The following is a 15,449-nucleotide window of genomic DNA, read 5'->3' as shown; positions in this document are numbered from 1 at the left end:
AGCTCCGCAGAGGACAGCATGACCCAGCCCACCCTGTTCAACCCCGCCGCACCGGCACCCCGGGCGGCCGACGCCGGTCCCCGCTACACCCCGGTGGAACTGGCCAGGTTGCTGCGCCTGCCGGCGCCGACCCGGGAGCAGGCGGCGATCATCGCGGCCCCGGTGGAGCCGCTGCTCGTGGTCGCGGGCGCCGGTTCGGGCAAGACCGAGACGATGGCCGCCCGGGTGGTCTGGCTGGTCGCCAACTCGTACGTCCGGCCGGAGCAGGTGCTCGGCCTCACCTTCACCCGCAAGGCCGCCGGTGAGCTGGCGCATCGGGTGCGTACCCGGCTCGACCAGCTGATCCGCCGACTCGGCCGGCGCGGGCGCGATCCGCTCGACGACCCGCTGGCCGGGGAACCGACGGTGGCCACCTACCACTCGTACGCCGGCCGGATCGTCACCGAGCACGGCCTGCGGGCCGGCTACGAACCCACCACCCGGCTGCTCACCGAGGCGTCCCGCTGGCAGCTTGTCGATCTGATCGTGCGCAACTACGACGGGGACATGTCCGGGGTGGACCGGATGCCCAGCAGTGTCACCGACGCGGTGCTGGCGCTCGCCGGTGAGCTGGACGAGCACCTGGTCGACCCGGACACCCTCGCCGCCTGGACCGGCCGGTTCTTCGCCGACGTGCAGGCCCGACCCGGGCGGGTCTACGCCGACGTGCGCAAGGCCCTCACGCTCCAGCAGATCCGGCTGAAGCTGCTGCCGCTGGTGCGCGCGTACGCCCGCCGCAAGGACGACTTCGAGGCGATGGACTTCGCCGACCAGCTCGCCCGGGCCGCCCGGGTGGCCCGGGACCACCCGGGCGTCGGCGAGATCGAGCGCAGCCGCTACCGGGTGGTGCTGCTCGACGAGTACCAGGACACCAGCCACGCCCAGGTGGTGCTGCTCGGTGCGCTGTTCGGCGGCGGGCATCCGGTGACCGCCGTGGGTGACCCCTGCCAGTCCATCTACGGCTGGCGGGGCGCCAGCGCCGGCACCCTGGACCGCTTTCCGACCGACTTCGCCCGTGCCGACGGCAGCCCGGCCCGGGTGCTCGGGCTGACCACCAGTTGGCGCAACCGCCCGGAGATCCTCGCGGTGGCGAACGCGCTTGCCACTCCGTTGCGCGCCGCCGGCGCCCGGGTGCCGGAACTGCACGCCGCGCTCAGCGTCGACGAGCCGATCGCGCACCGCAGCCCGCGCGGTGCCGCCGCCGGCACCGTGCACTGCGCGCTGCTGCGCACGTACGCCGACGAGGCCGACTGGATCGCCGACAGCATCCTCGCCGCCTGGCAGGGCGCGGCCCGGATGCCCGGTGTGCTGCCCGAGCGGATCCCGGTTGCGTTGCGCCCGACCACTGCGGTGCTGGTCCGGGTGCGCAGCCAGATCCCGGCGATCGCCGCTGCGCTGCGTGGGCGTGGCCTGCCGGTCGAGGTGGTCGGGCTGGGCGGCCTGCTGGACACTCCCGAGGTGCGCGACGTGGTGTGCACGCTGCGGGTACTGGCCGACCCGACCGACGGTGCGGCGCTGCTGCGCCTGCTGACCGGTGCCCGCTGGCGGATCGGGCCGCGGGATCTGGTCGCCCTGCACCGCCGGGCCCGGGCCATCGCCACCGCCCGCCGGCAGCTCGCCGACGACGGCAGCCCGGAGATCGTCCCGGACCGCCTCGACGAGGCGACCCTGGTCGAGGCGCTGGCCGACCTCGGCCCGGCGCAGGCGTACTCGGCCGAGGGATACGCGCGGTTGCGCGCGTACGCCCGGGAGCTGGGCCTGCTGCGCTACCGGCTGGACCAGTCGTTGCCGGAGCTGATCGCGGACATCGAGCGGACCACCGGGCTGGACGTGGAGGTGGCGGTACGCGCCGGCGGAGGCGGTGCCGGCGACGCCGGCCTGGCCCGGGGGCACCTGGACGCGCTTGGCGACGTGGCGGCCCGGTTCAGCGGGGAGAGTCCCGGTGCCACGCTCGCCGGCTTCCTGGCCTACCTGGCCGCCGCCGAGGACGAGGAGCGTGGCCTGGCCCCGGGTGAGGTGGAGGTGGTCGAGGGGGCGGTGCAGATCCTCACCGCGCACGCCGCCAAGGGGCTGGAGTGGGACGTGGTGGCGGTGGCCGGGCTGAGCCGGGCGGTCTGGCCGGGACCGGTGCGCAACTCCGACCACTGGCTCGGCGGCTTGGGCGTGCTGCCCTTCCCGCTGCGCGGCGACGTCGACGGCCTGCCCGAGCTGGCCCTGGCCGAGGCGGACGACCAGCGCGGGGTGGCCCGGGCGATGGCGGACTTCACCGACGCCTGGAGGGCCCACGACGAGCGGGAGGAACGACGGCTGGCGTACGTGGCGGTGACCCGCCCGCGCCGGCTGCTGCTCTGCTCCGGACACTGGTGGGGGGAGGGCACCAAGCGGCCACGCGGGCCGTCGGCGCTGCTCCGCGAGGTGCACGACGCCTGCCTGGCCGGCGGTGCCGGTCACCTGGTCGACGAGTGGGCGCCGGAGCCGACGCCGGACGCGGCGAACCCCACCACCGAGGTGGTGTTGCGCGCCGAGTGGCCGGCGGACCCGCTCGGCGTACGCCGTCCGGTGCTGGCCGAGGCGGCGGCGTTGGTGCGGCGGTGCCTGACCGAGGGGGACGAGACGGCCGGACCGGACGACGAGACGGCGGCGACGGATCCGGACATCGCCCGGTGGCGGCGGGAGGCCGACCTGTTGTTGGCCGAGCGGGCGGAGCTGAGCCGGCTCACCGGTCCGATCGACGTGGCGTTGCCCGAGCACCTGTCGGTGACGCAACTGGTCGCGTTGCGGCGGGATCCGGCGGCACTGGCCCGTACGCTGCGCCGCCCGCTGCCCACCGAGCCCAACCCGTACGCCCGTCGGGGCACCGCCTTTCACGCCTGGCTGGAGCAGCGATTCGGCGCGGACCGGCTGCTCGACACCGACGAACTGCCCGGTGCGGCGGACGCGGACGCCGCACCGGACGAGGCGCTGGCCGAACTCCAGCAGCGTTTCCTGGCCAGCGAGTGGGCCGACCGTACGCCGATCGAGGTGGAGGTGCCGTTCGCCACGGTGATCGGCGGCGTGGTGGTACGCGGCCGGATGGACGCGGTGTTCCGCCGGCCCGGAGATCGGTTCGACGTGGTCGACTGGAAGACCGGTGCCCGCCCGTCCGGGTCGGCGGCCGAGGTGGCCGCCGTGCAGTTGGCGGTCTACCGACTGGCCTGGGCGGAGTTGGCCGGCGTACCGGTCGACCGGGTCGGTGCCGCCTTCCACTACGTACGCGACGGGGTGACCATTCGTCCGGCGGACCTGCTCGACGCCGACGGGCTCGCCGAATTGATCACCGCGGTTCCGGAGCCGGCCTGAGCCCGGCTGGGTCGAAACCGTTGCATGGGCCAGGATCCGTGGTAAGGTTCGCGCGTTGCAGTTTTGGTTACCAGCTCTGTGTGCGCCTGGCCGAAGCGTGGCCCCAGGCGCACTTTGTTGTGTCCGGAGTTCTCCGGGCGGGGCGACCAGCAGCGACAGGCGTTTCGTGCGGGTTCCCGCATGAAACATTCCTCTCTACGGGCCCGTGACAGATGCGGGTCCGACGTTCCGTCAAGGAGACGAAACAAGCATGGCTATTGGCACCGTCAAGTGGTTCAACGCGGACAAGGGCTTCGGCTTCATCACCCCGGACGGCGGTGGCGCTGACGTCTTCGCCCACTTCTCGGCCATCCAGTCCTCCGGCTACCGGAGCCTGGACGAGAACCAGCGGGTCGAGTTCGAGGTCGTCCAGGGCCAGAAGGGCCCGCAGGCGGAGAACATCCGCCCGCTCTGATTCGCGCAGGTCGCCCGCGTCGGACGGGCCGCTGCGGCTGGGCATGTCCCGCCTGCGGTGGCCCGTCACCGGCGGAGCAAGTCTCGCGTCATCCTCCGTTCGCGCCGTGGCCCGCCCGGTTCGTCGGTCCTGAGTCGGCAATCAGTCGCTGGAAGGTCGGGTGGGCGACTGTCCCCGTTCAATGACCGGGGTGACGCTGGATGCGAGGGACCCGGGGTCGGGGGACCCGGGTCCCGTCAGATGAGTCGGAGACGCCGGCTCGGTGCGGAAGGGACGAGATGCTGGGCTCGGCGGCGACACGCGAACTGCTCCTGGTGGTCGCGGTGGCGATCGCCGGTGTGCTGCTCGCCATGCTGGCCGCCTTCACACCGTGGCCCGTCACGCCGGGCGGAGCCGCCCCGTCCGGGCTTGTGGAACTGCACGGGCCGCCGGCGCCGACCGATCGTCCGGAACTCCACACCGACGCCGCCGCCGGCTGAGCGCGGCGGACCCACGCCTGGCGCACCCGGCACGGCCCGGTTAAGCGGGGGCCCTTCCTATACCGCAGGCGTTAATAAGGGGCCCTTCCTTTCTGGGCAGCCGGGAGAGGCTAGGGTCGGATCCGTGCCGACGCGCAGAGCGAAGATCCCAGCGACGAGGTATCCGGTCGAGCGGTTCACCCTCGACAACGGCCTGCGGGTGGTCCTCGCCCCCGACCGCAGCGCCCCGGTCATCGGGGTCGCGGTGGTCTACGACGTCGGCATCCGTTCCGAGCCAGAGGGCCGCACCGGCTTCGCGCATCTCTTCGAACACCTGATGTTCCAGGGTTCGGAGAATCTGGAGAAACTCGCCCACTTCCGGCACGTGCAGGGCGCCGGGGGCACCTTCAACGGCTCCACCCACCTGGACTACACCGACTACTTCGAGACGCTGCCGAGCAACGCCCTGGAACGGGCGCTGTTCCTGGAGGCGGATCGGATGCGCGGCCCCCGGTTGACCGAGGAGAACCTGCGCAACCAGGTCGACGTGGTCAAGGAGGAGATCCGGGTAAACGTGCTCAACCGGCCGTACGGCGGGTTCCCGTGGCTGACCCTGCCACCGGTCATGTTCGACACCTTCCCCAACGCGCACGACGGTTACGGCTCCTTCGACGACCTGGAGTCGGCCACCGTCGCCGACGCGGCGGACTTCTTCCGGCGCTACTACGCCAGCGGCAACGCGGTGCTCTCGGTCAGCGGTGACATCGACACCGCCGAGGCGGGCAAACTGATCGAGCGGCACTTCGGGGACGTGCCGGCCCGGCCCGCGCCGGACCGGCCGGACTTCGCCGAGCCGGAGCTGACCGCCGAGCGGCGCCGGGCGTACACCGACCAGTTGGCGCCGCTGCCGGCGGTGGCGTCGGCGTGGCGGGTGCCCGATCCGGTCGGCGACTTCGCCGCCTACCTGCCGTACGTGGTGCTCGCCGAGGTGCTCACCGACGGCGACGCCTCCCGACTGGTCGAGCGACTTGTGCACACCGACCGCGCGGTGACAAGCGTGGGTGGCTACCTGGGGTTCATGGGTGACCCGTTCGACGTACGCGACCCCACCGCGCTGCTGCTCCAGTCCCACCTGCCGCCCGGCGGCGACGTGGACAAGGTGCTGCGCACCATCGACGAGGAGCTGGATCGGCTGGCCACCGATGGGCTGACCGACGGCGAGCTGGCCCGTACCCAGGCCCGGATGGCGACCCACCTGCTGCGGGACACCGACGCGGTGCTGGGCCGGGCGCTGCGGATGGCGGTCCTGGAGCAGCAACGCGGCGAGCCGGGCCTGCTGGGTGAGCTGCCCCGGCTGGTCGGCGAGGTCACCGAGGCGCAGGTCCGCGCCGCCGCAGCCACCCTGCGGCCGGAGCGCCGCGCATCCGTCGAGGTCATCCCCGGAGGTGCCCGGTGAGCGCGAGGAGTGAGCCGGTTTTGCGAGCCCCGCAGTCGCGAACGAAGGTGGTCCGGTGAGCGCGAGGAGTGAGCCGGTTTTGCGAGCCCCGCAGTCGCGAACGAAGGTGGTCCGGTGAGCGCGAGGAGTGAGCCGGTTTTGCGAGCCCCGCAGTCGCGAACGAAGGTGGTCCGGTGAGCGTCCGTCCGCTGCCGCCGCTTGGCCCGACCCGCCGGCTCAAGCTGCCGAGCCAGGCCGAGCGCACGCTCGCCAACGGGCTCACCGTGATCGCGGTACGCCGCCCGGCGGTTCCGCTGGTCGAGGTGCGGCTGTGGATCCCCTTCGGCCGGGCCCCGCTGGCCCGTGCGCACCTGCTCGCGCAGACCCTGCTTTCTGGCACGGCGGCGATGAGCAGCGTGCAGATCGCCGCCGAGCTGCAAAAGATCGGCGGCGGGCTCTCCGCCGGGCTGGACCCGGACCGGCTGATGCTTTCCGGGACCGCCCTGGCGACCGGGCTGGACCGGATGCTGGAGATCCTGGCCGAGGTGGTCACCGGGGCCAGCTACCCGGCCGCGTGGGTGGGCGTGGAACGGGACCGCCTGGTCGACGGCATCCAGGTGGCCCGGAGTCAGCCTGCCCACCTGGCCCGTACCGCCCTGCTCAAGCGGATCTACGGGCGGCACCCGTACGCGGTGCAGACGCCGGATCCCGAGCAGGTCCGGGCGGTGCGGCCGGGCGCGCTGCGCACAATGCATGCCCAGCGGGTGCATCCGGCGGGTGGAGTGCTCGTGCTTGTCGGCGACGTCCGGCCGGAGCGGGCGCTGGACGCGGCCGAGAAGGCGCTCGACGGCTGGCAGGGCGATGGGCACCAGGGCGAGCTGCCGCCGGCTCCTCCGCTGGAGCCCGGCCCGCTGCTGCTGGTCGACCGGCCCGGGTCGGTGCAGTCCTCGCTCCGGATGGCCTTGCCGGCGGTGCCGCGCACCCACCCCGATCACGCCGCGCTGCAACTGGCCAATCTGATCTTCGGGGGATACTTCTCCTCCCGCTGGGTGGAGAACATCCGCGAGGACAAGGGCTACACGTACGGGCCGCACTCGCTTGTCGAGCACTCGGTGGCCGGCTCGCTCCTGGTGGCCGCCGCCGAGGTGGCCACCGAGGTGACCGCGCCCGCGTTGCTGGAGACCAGCTACGAGCTGGGCCGGCTGGCCACCCTGCCGCCCACGGCGGAGGAGCTGGAACAGGCCCGGCAGTACGCTCTCGGTACGCTCCAACTGGGCGTCTCCACTCAGGCGGGGCTGGCCTCGCTGGTCAGCGCGTACGCCGGCAACGGGCTGCGGCTGGACTTCCTGCCCGAGCACGCGGCCCGGCTGGCCAAGGCGAGCGCCGACGACGTCGCCGCGGCGGCGGCCCGCTACCTCGCGCCGGCCCAGGCGGTCACCCTGGTGCTCGGTGACGCCGAGCGGATCGCACCGTCGCTGGCCACCCTGACCCCGGTAGTGACCGCGCCGGTGCCGACATGAGCCGGTACGCCGGCCCGAACGGTGTCGGTCAGCCCGCCGACGTACGCGGGGAGGCGACCCCGCCGCTGGCCCGCGCCACCCTGGATCGGGCAGCGCACCGGCGTACCGACCCGCAGTGGCTGGCGCAGGCGTGGACCGGTGCCCGGGTGCTGGTGCTCGACGTCGAGGCCGGCGGGCAGACCCTGGTGCGTACCGACACTGCGGTGCCGACGCTGGTCCTCGCCGAGGCCGACGACCTGCCGCCGACGCTGGCCAGCGAGGCGATGTTTCTCGGCGTCGAGCCGGACGGGGTGCCGGTCTTCTGCGTACACACCACCCTGGCGGTGATGCCGGGCACCCGGGCGGCACATCTGCGCGAGGTGGGGCACCGGCTCGGCGACCGGGACGCCGGACTTTTCACCACGGCGCTGGCGTTGACCAACTGGCACCTGCGGCACCTCTACCATCCGGTCACCGGCGAGCCGACCCGGGCGGACGAGGCCGGTTGGTCCCGGGTGGACACCAAGGGCGAGCGGGTGTGGCCGCGTACCGATCCGGCGATGATCGTGCTGGTGCACGATGGGGTCGACGGCGTGCACGGGCGGTGCCTGCTGGGCAACAACGCCGCCTGGCCGAACCCGGCGGGGCAGCGTCGCTTCTCCTGCCTGGCCGGTTACGTGGAGCCGGGGGAGTCGGCCGAGGCGACGGTGTTGCGGGAGGTCCACGAGGAGGTGGGCGTGCCGATCCGGGACATCGCGTACGCGGGCAGCCAGGCCTGGCCCTTCCCTGGTTCGCTGATGCTCGGCTTCCTGGCCACGGCCGATCCGGCGCACCCGCTGCGGGTCGACCCTGAGGAGATCGCCGAGGCCCGCTGGTTCTCCCGGCAGGAGATCGGCGCGGCGTTGGCCGGGCGACCGGTCGACGTGGGCGACGGCGCCCAACTACGCCTGCCCCCACCCTCGTCGATCGCGCTCTTCCTCATCCACCGCTGGTTCGACGGCCATTGTTGAAGGAAGGGCCCCTTGTTAACGCCTCGTGCATAGCAGGGGCCCCCTTTTAACAGATCTTCTAACCGACGGCTCGACGGGCCAGGCAAGCGTGTGCGGCCCCGACCCGTGGTCGTCGTTGCCGCGGCGACCACGGGCCGGGGACACGGGCCCGTCGTGGTCGGCTGGGTGTGTAACACGGCGGGGGAGCCGGTCGACCACGACGGACGTGGGGTTGGTCAGCTGCCGGGCGAATCCGGCCGGGCCCGGCAGCGTCCCGGATCGTCAAGCGGCAGCACCTTGACCCGCTGCTTGCCGGAGCGTACGGAACCGACCGTGGCGAGCGCCCGGGCGAGCAGGAGTGCGGCGTCCCGGTCCTCGGCGTGGACGACCTGGCGGCGCGGCTCGGGTCGGATGGTCTCGTCCCGCAACCGGCGACCGCCGGCCCAGGCGGCGGTGATGTCGGTATCGGCAGCGGCGCGAATGTCGGTGCGTACGATCAGGAACCGCATGTGGGTCTCCGGATGTGCCGCGACGGGTGAAATCCGTGGAAGTTCCACGTCGGTACTCCGTCATCGTACGCCCGAGTCGCGTCCCAGCAAGTGAAACGCGCCTATTGGCCCGTTGCCTTGTCCGATCATCCGATTCCTGGTCACCGGCGTTTCCGGTGAGGACGACGACGGGGCCGCCGGCACCGATGCCGGCGGCCCCGCCCTGTCGTACGCCCTCTATGTGAGGTCGAACTGCCCGCTCTTGGTGCCGGAGATGAAGCCCAGCCAGCCGGCCCGGTCGAACAGCAACACCGGGCCGCCCCGGTCCTTGCTGTCGCGCAGGGCCACCGCGGTCGAGTCGGTACGCAGCGGCGCGACCTCGACGCAGTTGGAGGTCTGGCTGCGGGTGCTGGTACGCCATGGTGCGTCCGCGAGTTGGGCCAGGACGGACGGCGTGTTGCGGATCTCGTTCATCGTTGCGCTCCTGTGGTGAACCGATGGAACGAGCGGCGTGGCACGTCCTGACGACGGCTTCCCGCTGGGCCACCGCCCATGGGTCACCGCTCCGTCAGACGCCCGGAGGATCCGCGACGCTGGGCCGGCGCCGTTGCCGAGCCGCTGGCCAGGTTGGACGGGGTCGCCGTGCCGGAGAGCCGTCCCAGCGACTTCGTCAGCCAGTGGTAGGTGTCCTGCTCGGAGAGCGCCGCCGTGCGTAACCGCTCGAACACCACTTTATAGCGATTTAGGGCGATTACCTCGGTCGACATGACGTCGGTGAATCCACCTTCTATGGCCAGCGTCTCCGGATCTTGTGGATCGGTGAACCGGTAGAGCGAGAAAGCGGTGGGCGGCAGGTACCACTGCTGGTCGAGCGGGGTCTCCCGGAGCAGTACGTGCAGCGTGACGTTTGGCAGCATGGAGAGCTCACGCAGCTGGTTGACCTGCTCCCGGAGCACGTCGGGCGGGCCGGCCCGGGAGCTGAGCGCTGCCTCTTCCAGCACCGCCGTGTAATGCGGCGGGTCCGTGTCCTGCTTGAGCAGTTCCTGTCGGGCCAGCCGGGCCGCGATCTCGGCCTCGGTGTCCTCACCGATCTCCGGCTCACCGGCCTCCTGGTCGATCTGTTGCGCCGAGGAGATCCGGAGCCGGGCGTACCCGGTGGTCTGCAACAGTCCCGGCACGAGCACCGGGCCGTACTCGGAGATCTCGGCGCAGCCCGCCTCCAGTTCGGCGAAGCCGCGCTGCTGCTGGGTCATTGCCGGGAACTTCTTCAGCCAGCCACGCATGTCGGCGGCCTCGTGGGTGAAACCGAGCAACTTTTTCTGCTTCGCCTCGCTGGCGCCGTACAGGTCGAGCAGGCGCTGCACGTCCTGCGGATCGGGCCGGCTGCGACCGTTCTCCAGACGGGACAGCTTGGAGGCGGAGGCCCACCCGATTCGGTCGATGACCTGGTCACCGGTGAGGCCGGCAGCCTCGCGCAACTGGCGCAGTTCAGTGCCGAGCCGGGAACGCCGCCGGATCGGGCTGGGTGCGGCTGGAGGCACGGTGTCCTCTTTTCGTCGACCGCCGACGACGCGACGGTAACTGTATGAAATTCGCCCCCCACGGCCAGTATGGACGTCGCGACCGGCGCCGGAAGTACCGGCGGCGGGCGTGTCACCGGAAATACGCCACCCCCGACACCCGGACGGAGCCACCGTGACCTGCGTCGTCGGCCCCCGGTCGGGCGTCTGCCACCCGCGTCGCGCCACCCCCGGAGGGATCCATGCGCACCGTCCTGAGTCGCCCGGACTTTCGCCTGCTTTTCGGCGGGTTGCTGGCCAGCATGATCGCGGAGTCGATTCTGTTACTGGCGCTCGCCATCTGGGTCAAGGACCTGACCGGATCGGATGGGCTGGCCGGTGCCACCATCTTCGTGATCATCGCGCCGAGGGTGCTCGCGCCGCTGGTCGGCTGGTTCGTCGACAGGTATCCCCGGCGCCCCTTCTTCGTGGTCACCAACCTGGCGATGGCGCTGCTGCTCACGCCGCTGTTCGCGGTCCGGGACGCGGGCGACATGTGGATCATCTACGGGGTTGCCGCCCTTTACGGCCTGTCGAATCTCACGGTCGGCGCGGTGCTGAGCCGGCTGGTCCGGGAACTGGTGCCGTCCGAACTGCTCGGTGAGGCGAACGGGGTGCTGCAAACGGTCCGCCAGGGGCTACGCCTGGTCGGGCCGCTGGTCGGCGCCGGACTCTACGCGGTCCTCGGCGGCTGGACGCTTGCCGCCGTGGGGATGGCCGGCTTTCTGATCGCAGCCGCAGTGGTCGGTACGTTGCGCCCCGCCGAGTCGGCCACCTCCTGGGCCGATCCGTCCGGTACCGGGGCCGGCGCGGCACTGGCCGAGGCAAACCGGGCGGACGGCGGCGGAATCCGGCGGCCGGGCCGGCCTGCCGACGAGATCACCCCGGCTCGCCGCTGGCTGGGAGAACTGGTCGCCGGGCTCCAGCACCTCACCCGTGAGCCGGCGCTGCGGCGAGCGTTGCTCGGCTACGGCCTCGGCTCGCTGGTGATGGGCTTCACCGAGTCGCTGATCTTCGCGTACGCCGATCGAGGGCTCGGCCGGGACGCGGCCTTCGTCGGCGTGCTGGTCACCGTGCAGGGCGTCGGCGGGCTGGTCGGTGGCCTCTGCTCCGCCGCCGTGCTGCGCCGGGTCGGCGAGTTGGGCACCCTCGGCGTCGGTGTCGCGTTCTTCGGGCCGGCCGCGCTGATGCTGGCGTACCCGAATCTGTGGCTCGGCTTCGTGGCGGTGCTGATGGCCGGGGTGTCCCTGCCGCTGACCCTGGTCGGGCTGCACACGCTGGTCCAGCGGCGGACGCCGCCCGAGCTGCTCGGCCGGGTGGCGGCAGCCGCTGAGGCCGTGATCCGCTGCCCGCAGGCGTTCTCGATCGGCATGGGCGCCCTGGTCGTCGGCGTGCTCGACTACCGGCTGGTCTTCGCGCTGGTCGGCCTGGCCACCCTGGTCGCCGGCGGCTACCTCTGGCGTGGCCGGCACCTGAGCCCGCCGACCCGCCCGCGTGTCCCCGCGCCGCGTGCGGCAATGGACGGTCCTCCGGCCGAGCGGGTCGTCGCCGGCCGGAGCTACCGGCGCTGAAATTATCAGGCGAGTCGTGCCGCAGACGGATCAGACAGCCCGGTCGGGGTGCCAGTATTTTGCAGATCCAGGTGGGTGACAATGTTGTGGTTCAAAGCGACGTTGACGAGTAGCTGCTTTTTCCACGGACGCCCACATCTTTTCGTCGCATCCGGCGCCCGAATATCGAGTCGATCGACGAGGTAGTCGATGTGGGCATCCACCGAGCGGTCGTTGAGAAAAATTCCCCGCTGGCGCAGATCGGCGGCGATTTGCCGGGAAGTCGGCTCAAGATTGGAGGTGCCGCTCAGGCGAGGTGCACACAGGGCGACCAGTACCTCGAAGTAAATCGTTCCCCGTCTGATCGGATGTGTCGAGTCGGTGGCGGCCTGAGGGCATCGGTGTGCTGGTGGTCGCTCGACCGGCTCGGGGCCGAGCACGGTCAGTATGCTCGATTCGTCCTCGCCGGCCACCGACACGTGAGCCACCTCGAACGACACCACGGCGCGGTTGCCAGGACCAACGGACACGCAGCCAGCGCCCTCGGCATCCCTGATCAGGAGGACCGAGAAGCTGCTGGAGTTGTCCAGCCGCCAATGATCCGTGAATGACCAGAACTGGCCGGATACGGCTGCTCGTGATCGCGGAATCCTGATGTCGAACACGCAGCAGCCGCAGCCGCATTCGCCAAATGATGCTGATCGGCCGACGTCCAACTCGACGCAACCGAATTCCGATTCTTTGCGCGCGATTACGCTAACGATCGAGAGCATCAGCAATCCTCCCCGTGGATGCCCTGCCGGTGGTGGCCAAGAATACTCGACATGTCAAGCGTTTGTGTCTATGTGTTGAGCGCTAAGCGATGCGTTGAGCGCTATGCGCAATACCAGATTCGCGGCGGCGATGCAACCGGAGCGTTGCAGATGTTTCGACGTCGAGTCATGCGCATGATCGCTGCACGGCGGGCAGATAGCCCGACCTGGTCGTACGGGAGGTTGCCTTGCTTAAGCGCAGAACCCAGGCAAAGTTGATCGTCGCCGCGTTCGCCGGCGCGGCGGCCCTGGCACTGCCGACGCCGGCAAGTGCGGCGACGGCGGAATCGAGTGGTGCCCGGGCCTACACGTGGTCGTCGGACACCCGCGTGAAGCTCTGCGACATCGCCGCCGACAGCAGGGCGGTGCGGAGCAACTTCAACCGGCGCGGCACGAACACGAATTACCAGGTGAACGAATCCCGCGGTAATGGCAACTGTTCGGACTCGCCGGCCGACAGCCGCCTGGTCTACCGACTGAACGCGTGTCACGCGGGCCCGGGTGGGGTCGGTTGGTGGTGCAGCTCCTGGGCGTACACCGGGCACTAACGCCAGCTGATCGGCGTCGCCGGCCCGGAGGACCGGCCGGTTGGCCGTGCCGGCGACGCCGCGAAACCAGCACCCACCGCAGAGCGAAAGGTACCCCGTGGCCGGCTGGAAGCGTCTGATGTCCCTGGCTCTTGCCGGCGGCATGCTGCTGTCCGTGCTCTGGGGACTGGTGGCCGTCGAAGCGTTGTTCGACGGCCGGGAGCACCGGTCGCGGGAGCGCACCCCGGTCCTCGCCGAGAAGGCCGTCGGCCAACCCCCGGCAGGGTGGTACCGGGAGGGTGCCGACACGGTCGACGATCGGCAGTTCTCGGTGGTGGGGCTGGTCAACGAAGTGCCCACCGCGCCGCCGCCACCGGGCATACCCCGGTGGCCGGCACCGGGCGAAGCATTCGTCTCGCCGGCTCTGCTGGCCAGCGGCGAGGCCGACGAGGTGCGACACCGGTACGGGCGGCTCGCCGGCACCATCGCACCGGACGGGCTCACCGACGGCGCGGAGTTCTTCGTGTACTACCAGCCTCCCGGGCCGGTCGCGGCGGCCGTCGAGGGCTGGGAACCGGTGGCCCGATTCGGTGCCGAAACGGGATACGCATGGGCCGGCGAGGGGCGCGGGTTGAGCCGAAACCAGGCCCGGCTACTAGTGGCCCTGCTCGGGTTGCCGGCAGCGTTCCTCGCCTTCGTCGCACTCGGGTCGCTGCTGCCCCATGCCGGCCGACCGGTCAGCGGTGTGCCAACCGCTCCCGGTGGACCGGCCCGCCGCGTGATCGGCGACGGTCTGGGACCGTTCCTCGCGCTGCTGGCCGGGATCTGCACAGCCGGGCTCGCCCTCGCCGTACTTTCCCGACGGAGCTTCACCCTGCCGTTGACGGAGTATCCGGTCGACGCCGCCGATCTGGCCACGACCATCGGAAGACTGCCACTGCTCGGCGCTGCCGTGCTGATCTTCCTGTCGACGGTTCTTGCCGCGCTGACCGTGGCGCACCTGCTCTGGTCGAGACGACTCGCGGCCCGCCCGACACGTGGCACTCCGATCCGTCCCACCGAAGGCCGATTCGCCGAACTTCGTTCGGAGCTGTTGCAGTGGACCCTGCTCATCGGCTTTGTGCTGGGTGTATGGGGTGCGGTCACCGGGGGCGATACCGGCCTGGTCATGGTGGGCCTGGGCGTCCTGGCCTCCTCGCTCGTGCTCCCGTTCCTGGTCGTCCGACTCTCCCGAAGCATCGGACGATGGCTAAGCGCGCGGGCCCACCGCGACGACAGGGAAGGGCTCAGGCGCGGCGCCCGCATGATGGAGAGCCAGGTCCGGGCACCACTGGCACTCGCCGCGATGCTTGTGATCGCGTTGTCGGTCCTGGGTGGCCTGCACGTTGTCCTGACGATGCGGATCGCGCCGGTCGCCGAGTCCCTCCGGCTGGTCGAGGTAGCGGGACACCAGGTCGTCAGCGTCCGCTCGCCCAGCCTGAGCCGGGACATCGAAGAGTTCGACGACAGCGTCGCTGGTGATCGGGTGCTGCGCATCTACCTGGCCGAGGGGGACGAGTTCCTCGGCCCACAGGCGGTGCCCGAGCCGCGTCTGCGGATAGTCGGCTCGTGTGCCGCGCTCCGGCTGATCGGCGACCTGACGGAATGTCCCACGGTCGGGAGCCCTCTCCAGGACGCCTACCGTTCCTACCATCCCTTTGGTGGGCTGCTCATCGCGACCGGCGTGTTGCCGGACTCCAGCGCCTCCGGTCCTGCCGACGTCCAGATCGGCGGCCAACCCGGAAGCGACCGCCTGCACAGCGCGATCGTCATGAACGGTGGTGGCGAAGCGGGCTATGGAGAGATCAAAAGGACTGCGTACGCGACCCTGGCGCTGCCCGAGGTCACCCTGCCGGGACAGGAATGGCGCGGGGTAGCGGTGACCGGCGCCGACAATGCCAGGTGGTTGGTCCTCACCGGGTACGCGGTCGTGCTGTTGGCGGCCCTGACCTGTGGCATCGCCGGGACGGCGAGCGGACTGCGGTTGCGGCGCCCGGACGTCGCGCGGCCCGGCAGCACCCTACGGGAGCTGCTGTACGGCGTGTCGATGCCGCTCGTGACCGCCAGCATCGTGGTCGCGATCGTGGCCCTCGCCCAGGGTGCCGCGCTCACCGGCGCGCTCAGATCGGGTGCCCAGGCTTTTTCGCTTATCGGCTTTTCGGTCCCAGCGGTGGCCGTGATCTCGACCGTCGTCTGCGTCGCCGCCGCGCTCGTCGTCCGTCCCGCAAGCCGGGCGGACAGGTAACGGTCCGACTCCCGGG

General features: G+C 71.2%; 13 protein-coding genes. 9 read left to right on the top strand and 4 right to left on the bottom strand.

Annotation, left to right across the window (positions count from 1 at the left end; genetic code table 11):
* Positions 1-18: 18 nt before the first annotated feature.
* The 6 genes from QQG74_RS27060 to nudC all read left to right on the top strand — a co-directional run bounded on the left by QQG74_RS27060 (position 19) and on the right by nudC (position 8,234).
* Complete coding sequence (locus QQG74_RS27060) at positions 19-3,378, top strand: ATP-dependent DNA helicase (RefSeq protein ID WP_341717503.1); 3,360 nt, start codon at positions 19-21, stop codon at positions 3,376-3,378.
* Between the two features lie 250 nt (positions 3,379-3,628).
* Complete coding sequence (locus tag QQG74_RS27055) at positions 3,629-3,832, top strand: cold-shock protein (RefSeq protein WP_013735772.1); 204 nt, start codon at positions 3,629-3,631, stop codon at positions 3,830-3,832.
* Positions 3,833-4,110: 278 nt separating this feature from the next.
* Positions 4,111-4,311 carry a hypothetical protein gene (locus tag QQG74_RS27050; protein ID WP_341717502.1) on the top strand — a complete coding sequence of 67 codons (201 nt, stop codon included), beginning with the start codon at positions 4,111-4,113 and terminating at the stop codon, positions 4,309-4,311.
* A gap of 124 nt (positions 4,312-4,435) precedes the next feature.
* The gene (locus QQG74_RS27045) at positions 4,436-5,746 is read left to right on the top strand and encodes a pitrilysin family protein (RefSeq protein ID WP_341717501.1); all 1,311 of its coding nucleotides are present in this window, start codon (positions 4,436-4,438) and stop codon (positions 5,744-5,746) included.
* Between the two features lie 173 nt (positions 5,747-5,919).
* Entirely contained in the window at positions 5,920-7,245 is a 1,326-nt protein-coding gene (locus QQG74_RS27040) for a pitrilysin family protein (RefSeq protein WP_341717500.1), read from the top strand.
* Positions 7,242-8,234 (top strand): NAD(+) diphosphatase, encoded by a 993-nt coding sequence (gene nudC, locus QQG74_RS27035; protein WP_341717499.1) that lies wholly within the window; start codon positions 7,242-7,244, stop codon positions 8,232-8,234. The genes QQG74_RS27040 and nudC overlap by 4 nt, the downstream gene beginning before the upstream one ends.
* 215 nt (positions 8,235-8,449) lie before the next feature.
* On the opposite strand, the gene QQG74_RS27030 is transcribed toward nudC, so the two are convergent.
* From QQG74_RS27030 to QQG74_RS27020, 3 genes are all read right to left on the bottom strand, one after another.
* On the bottom strand, positions 8,450-8,722 hold the full coding sequence (locus QQG74_RS27030) for a hypothetical protein (protein WP_341717498.1): 273 nt from the start codon (positions 8,720-8,722) through the stop codon (positions 8,450-8,452).
* 216 nt (positions 8,723-8,938) lie between these two features.
* Entirely contained in the window at positions 8,939-9,175 is a 237-nt protein-coding gene (locus QQG74_RS27025; RefSeq protein ID WP_341717497.1) for a DUF397 domain-containing protein, read from the bottom strand.
* An 83-nt stretch (positions 9,176-9,258) separates the two neighbouring features.
* Positions 9,259-10,242, bottom strand: a complete 984-nt coding sequence (locus QQG74_RS27020) for a helix-turn-helix transcriptional regulator (protein WP_341717496.1) — start codon at positions 10,240-10,242, stop codon at positions 9,259-9,261.
* Between the two features lie 221 nt (positions 10,243-10,463).
* Between QQG74_RS27020 and QQG74_RS27015 the strand changes: the two genes are divergently transcribed.
* A complete protein-coding gene (locus QQG74_RS27015; protein ID WP_341717495.1) occupies positions 10,464-11,831 on the top strand; it encodes an MFS transporter in 1,368 nt (455 codons plus the stop codon).
* Between the two features lie 5 nt (positions 11,832-11,836).
* Here the strand turns inward: QQG74_RS27015 and QQG74_RS27010 are convergent, their stop codons facing one another.
* Positions 11,837-12,583, bottom strand: coding sequence for a hypothetical protein (locus tag QQG74_RS27010; RefSeq protein ID WP_341717494.1), 747 nt, complete (start codon positions 12,581-12,583; stop codon positions 11,837-11,839).
* 227 nt (positions 12,584-12,810) lie between these two features.
* Between QQG74_RS27010 and QQG74_RS27005 the strand changes: the two genes are divergently transcribed.
* Positions 12,811-13,170, top strand: coding sequence for a hypothetical protein (locus tag QQG74_RS27005; protein ID WP_341717493.1), 360 nt, complete (start codon positions 12,811-12,813; stop codon positions 13,168-13,170).
* 118 nt (positions 13,171-13,288) lie between these two features.
* Positions 13,289-15,433, top strand: coding sequence for a hypothetical protein (locus tag QQG74_RS27000; protein ID WP_341717492.1), 2,145 nt, complete (start codon positions 13,289-13,291; stop codon positions 15,431-15,433).
* Positions 15,434-15,449 lie beyond the last annotated feature (16 nt).

It is taken from the genome of Micromonospora sp. FIMYZ51, from assembly GCF_038246755.1.
Lineage (GTDB): Bacteria > Actinomycetota > Actinomycetes > Mycobacteriales > Micromonosporaceae > Micromonospora.
The sequence above is the reverse complement of the archived record's forward strand: the minus strand, read 5'-3'. Positions and strand labels throughout refer to the sequence as shown.

What these genes read in the sequence shown, in the direction of transcription:
- QQG74_RS27060 (WP_341717503.1), top strand. Translation starts at nt 19, where the DNA reads ATGACCCAGCCCACCCTGTTCAACCCCGCCGCACCGGCACCCCGGGCG.
- QQG74_RS27055 (WP_013735772.1), top strand. Translation starts at nt 3,629, where the DNA reads ATGGCTATTGGCACCGTCAAGTGGTTCAACGCGGACAAGGGCTTCGGC.
- QQG74_RS27050 (WP_341717502.1), top strand. Translation starts at nt 4,111, where the DNA reads ATGCTGGGCTCGGCGGCGACACGCGAACTGCTCCTGGTGGTCGCGGTG.
- nudC (WP_341717499.1), top strand. Translation starts at nt 7,242, where the DNA reads ATGAGCCGGTACGCCGGCCCGAACGGTGTCGGTCAGCCCGCCGACGTA.
- QQG74_RS27030 (WP_341717498.1), bottom strand. Translation starts at nt 8,722, where the DNA reads ATGCGGTTCCTGATCGTACGCACCGACATTCGCGCCGCTGCCGATACC.
- QQG74_RS27025 (WP_341717497.1), bottom strand. Translation starts at nt 9,175, where the DNA reads ATGAACGAGATCCGCAACACGCCGTCCGTCCTGGCCCAACTCGCGGAC.
- QQG74_RS27015 (WP_341717495.1), top strand. Translation starts at nt 10,464, where the DNA reads ATGCGCACCGTCCTGAGTCGCCCGGACTTTCGCCTGCTTTTCGGCGGG.
- QQG74_RS27010 (WP_341717494.1), bottom strand. Translation starts at nt 12,583, where the DNA reads ATGCTCTCGATCGTTAGCGTAATCGCGCGCAAAGAATCGGAATTCGGT.
- QQG74_RS27000 (WP_341717492.1), top strand. Translation starts at nt 13,289, where the DNA reads ATGTCCCTGGCTCTTGCCGGCGGCATGCTGCTGTCCGTGCTCTGGGGA.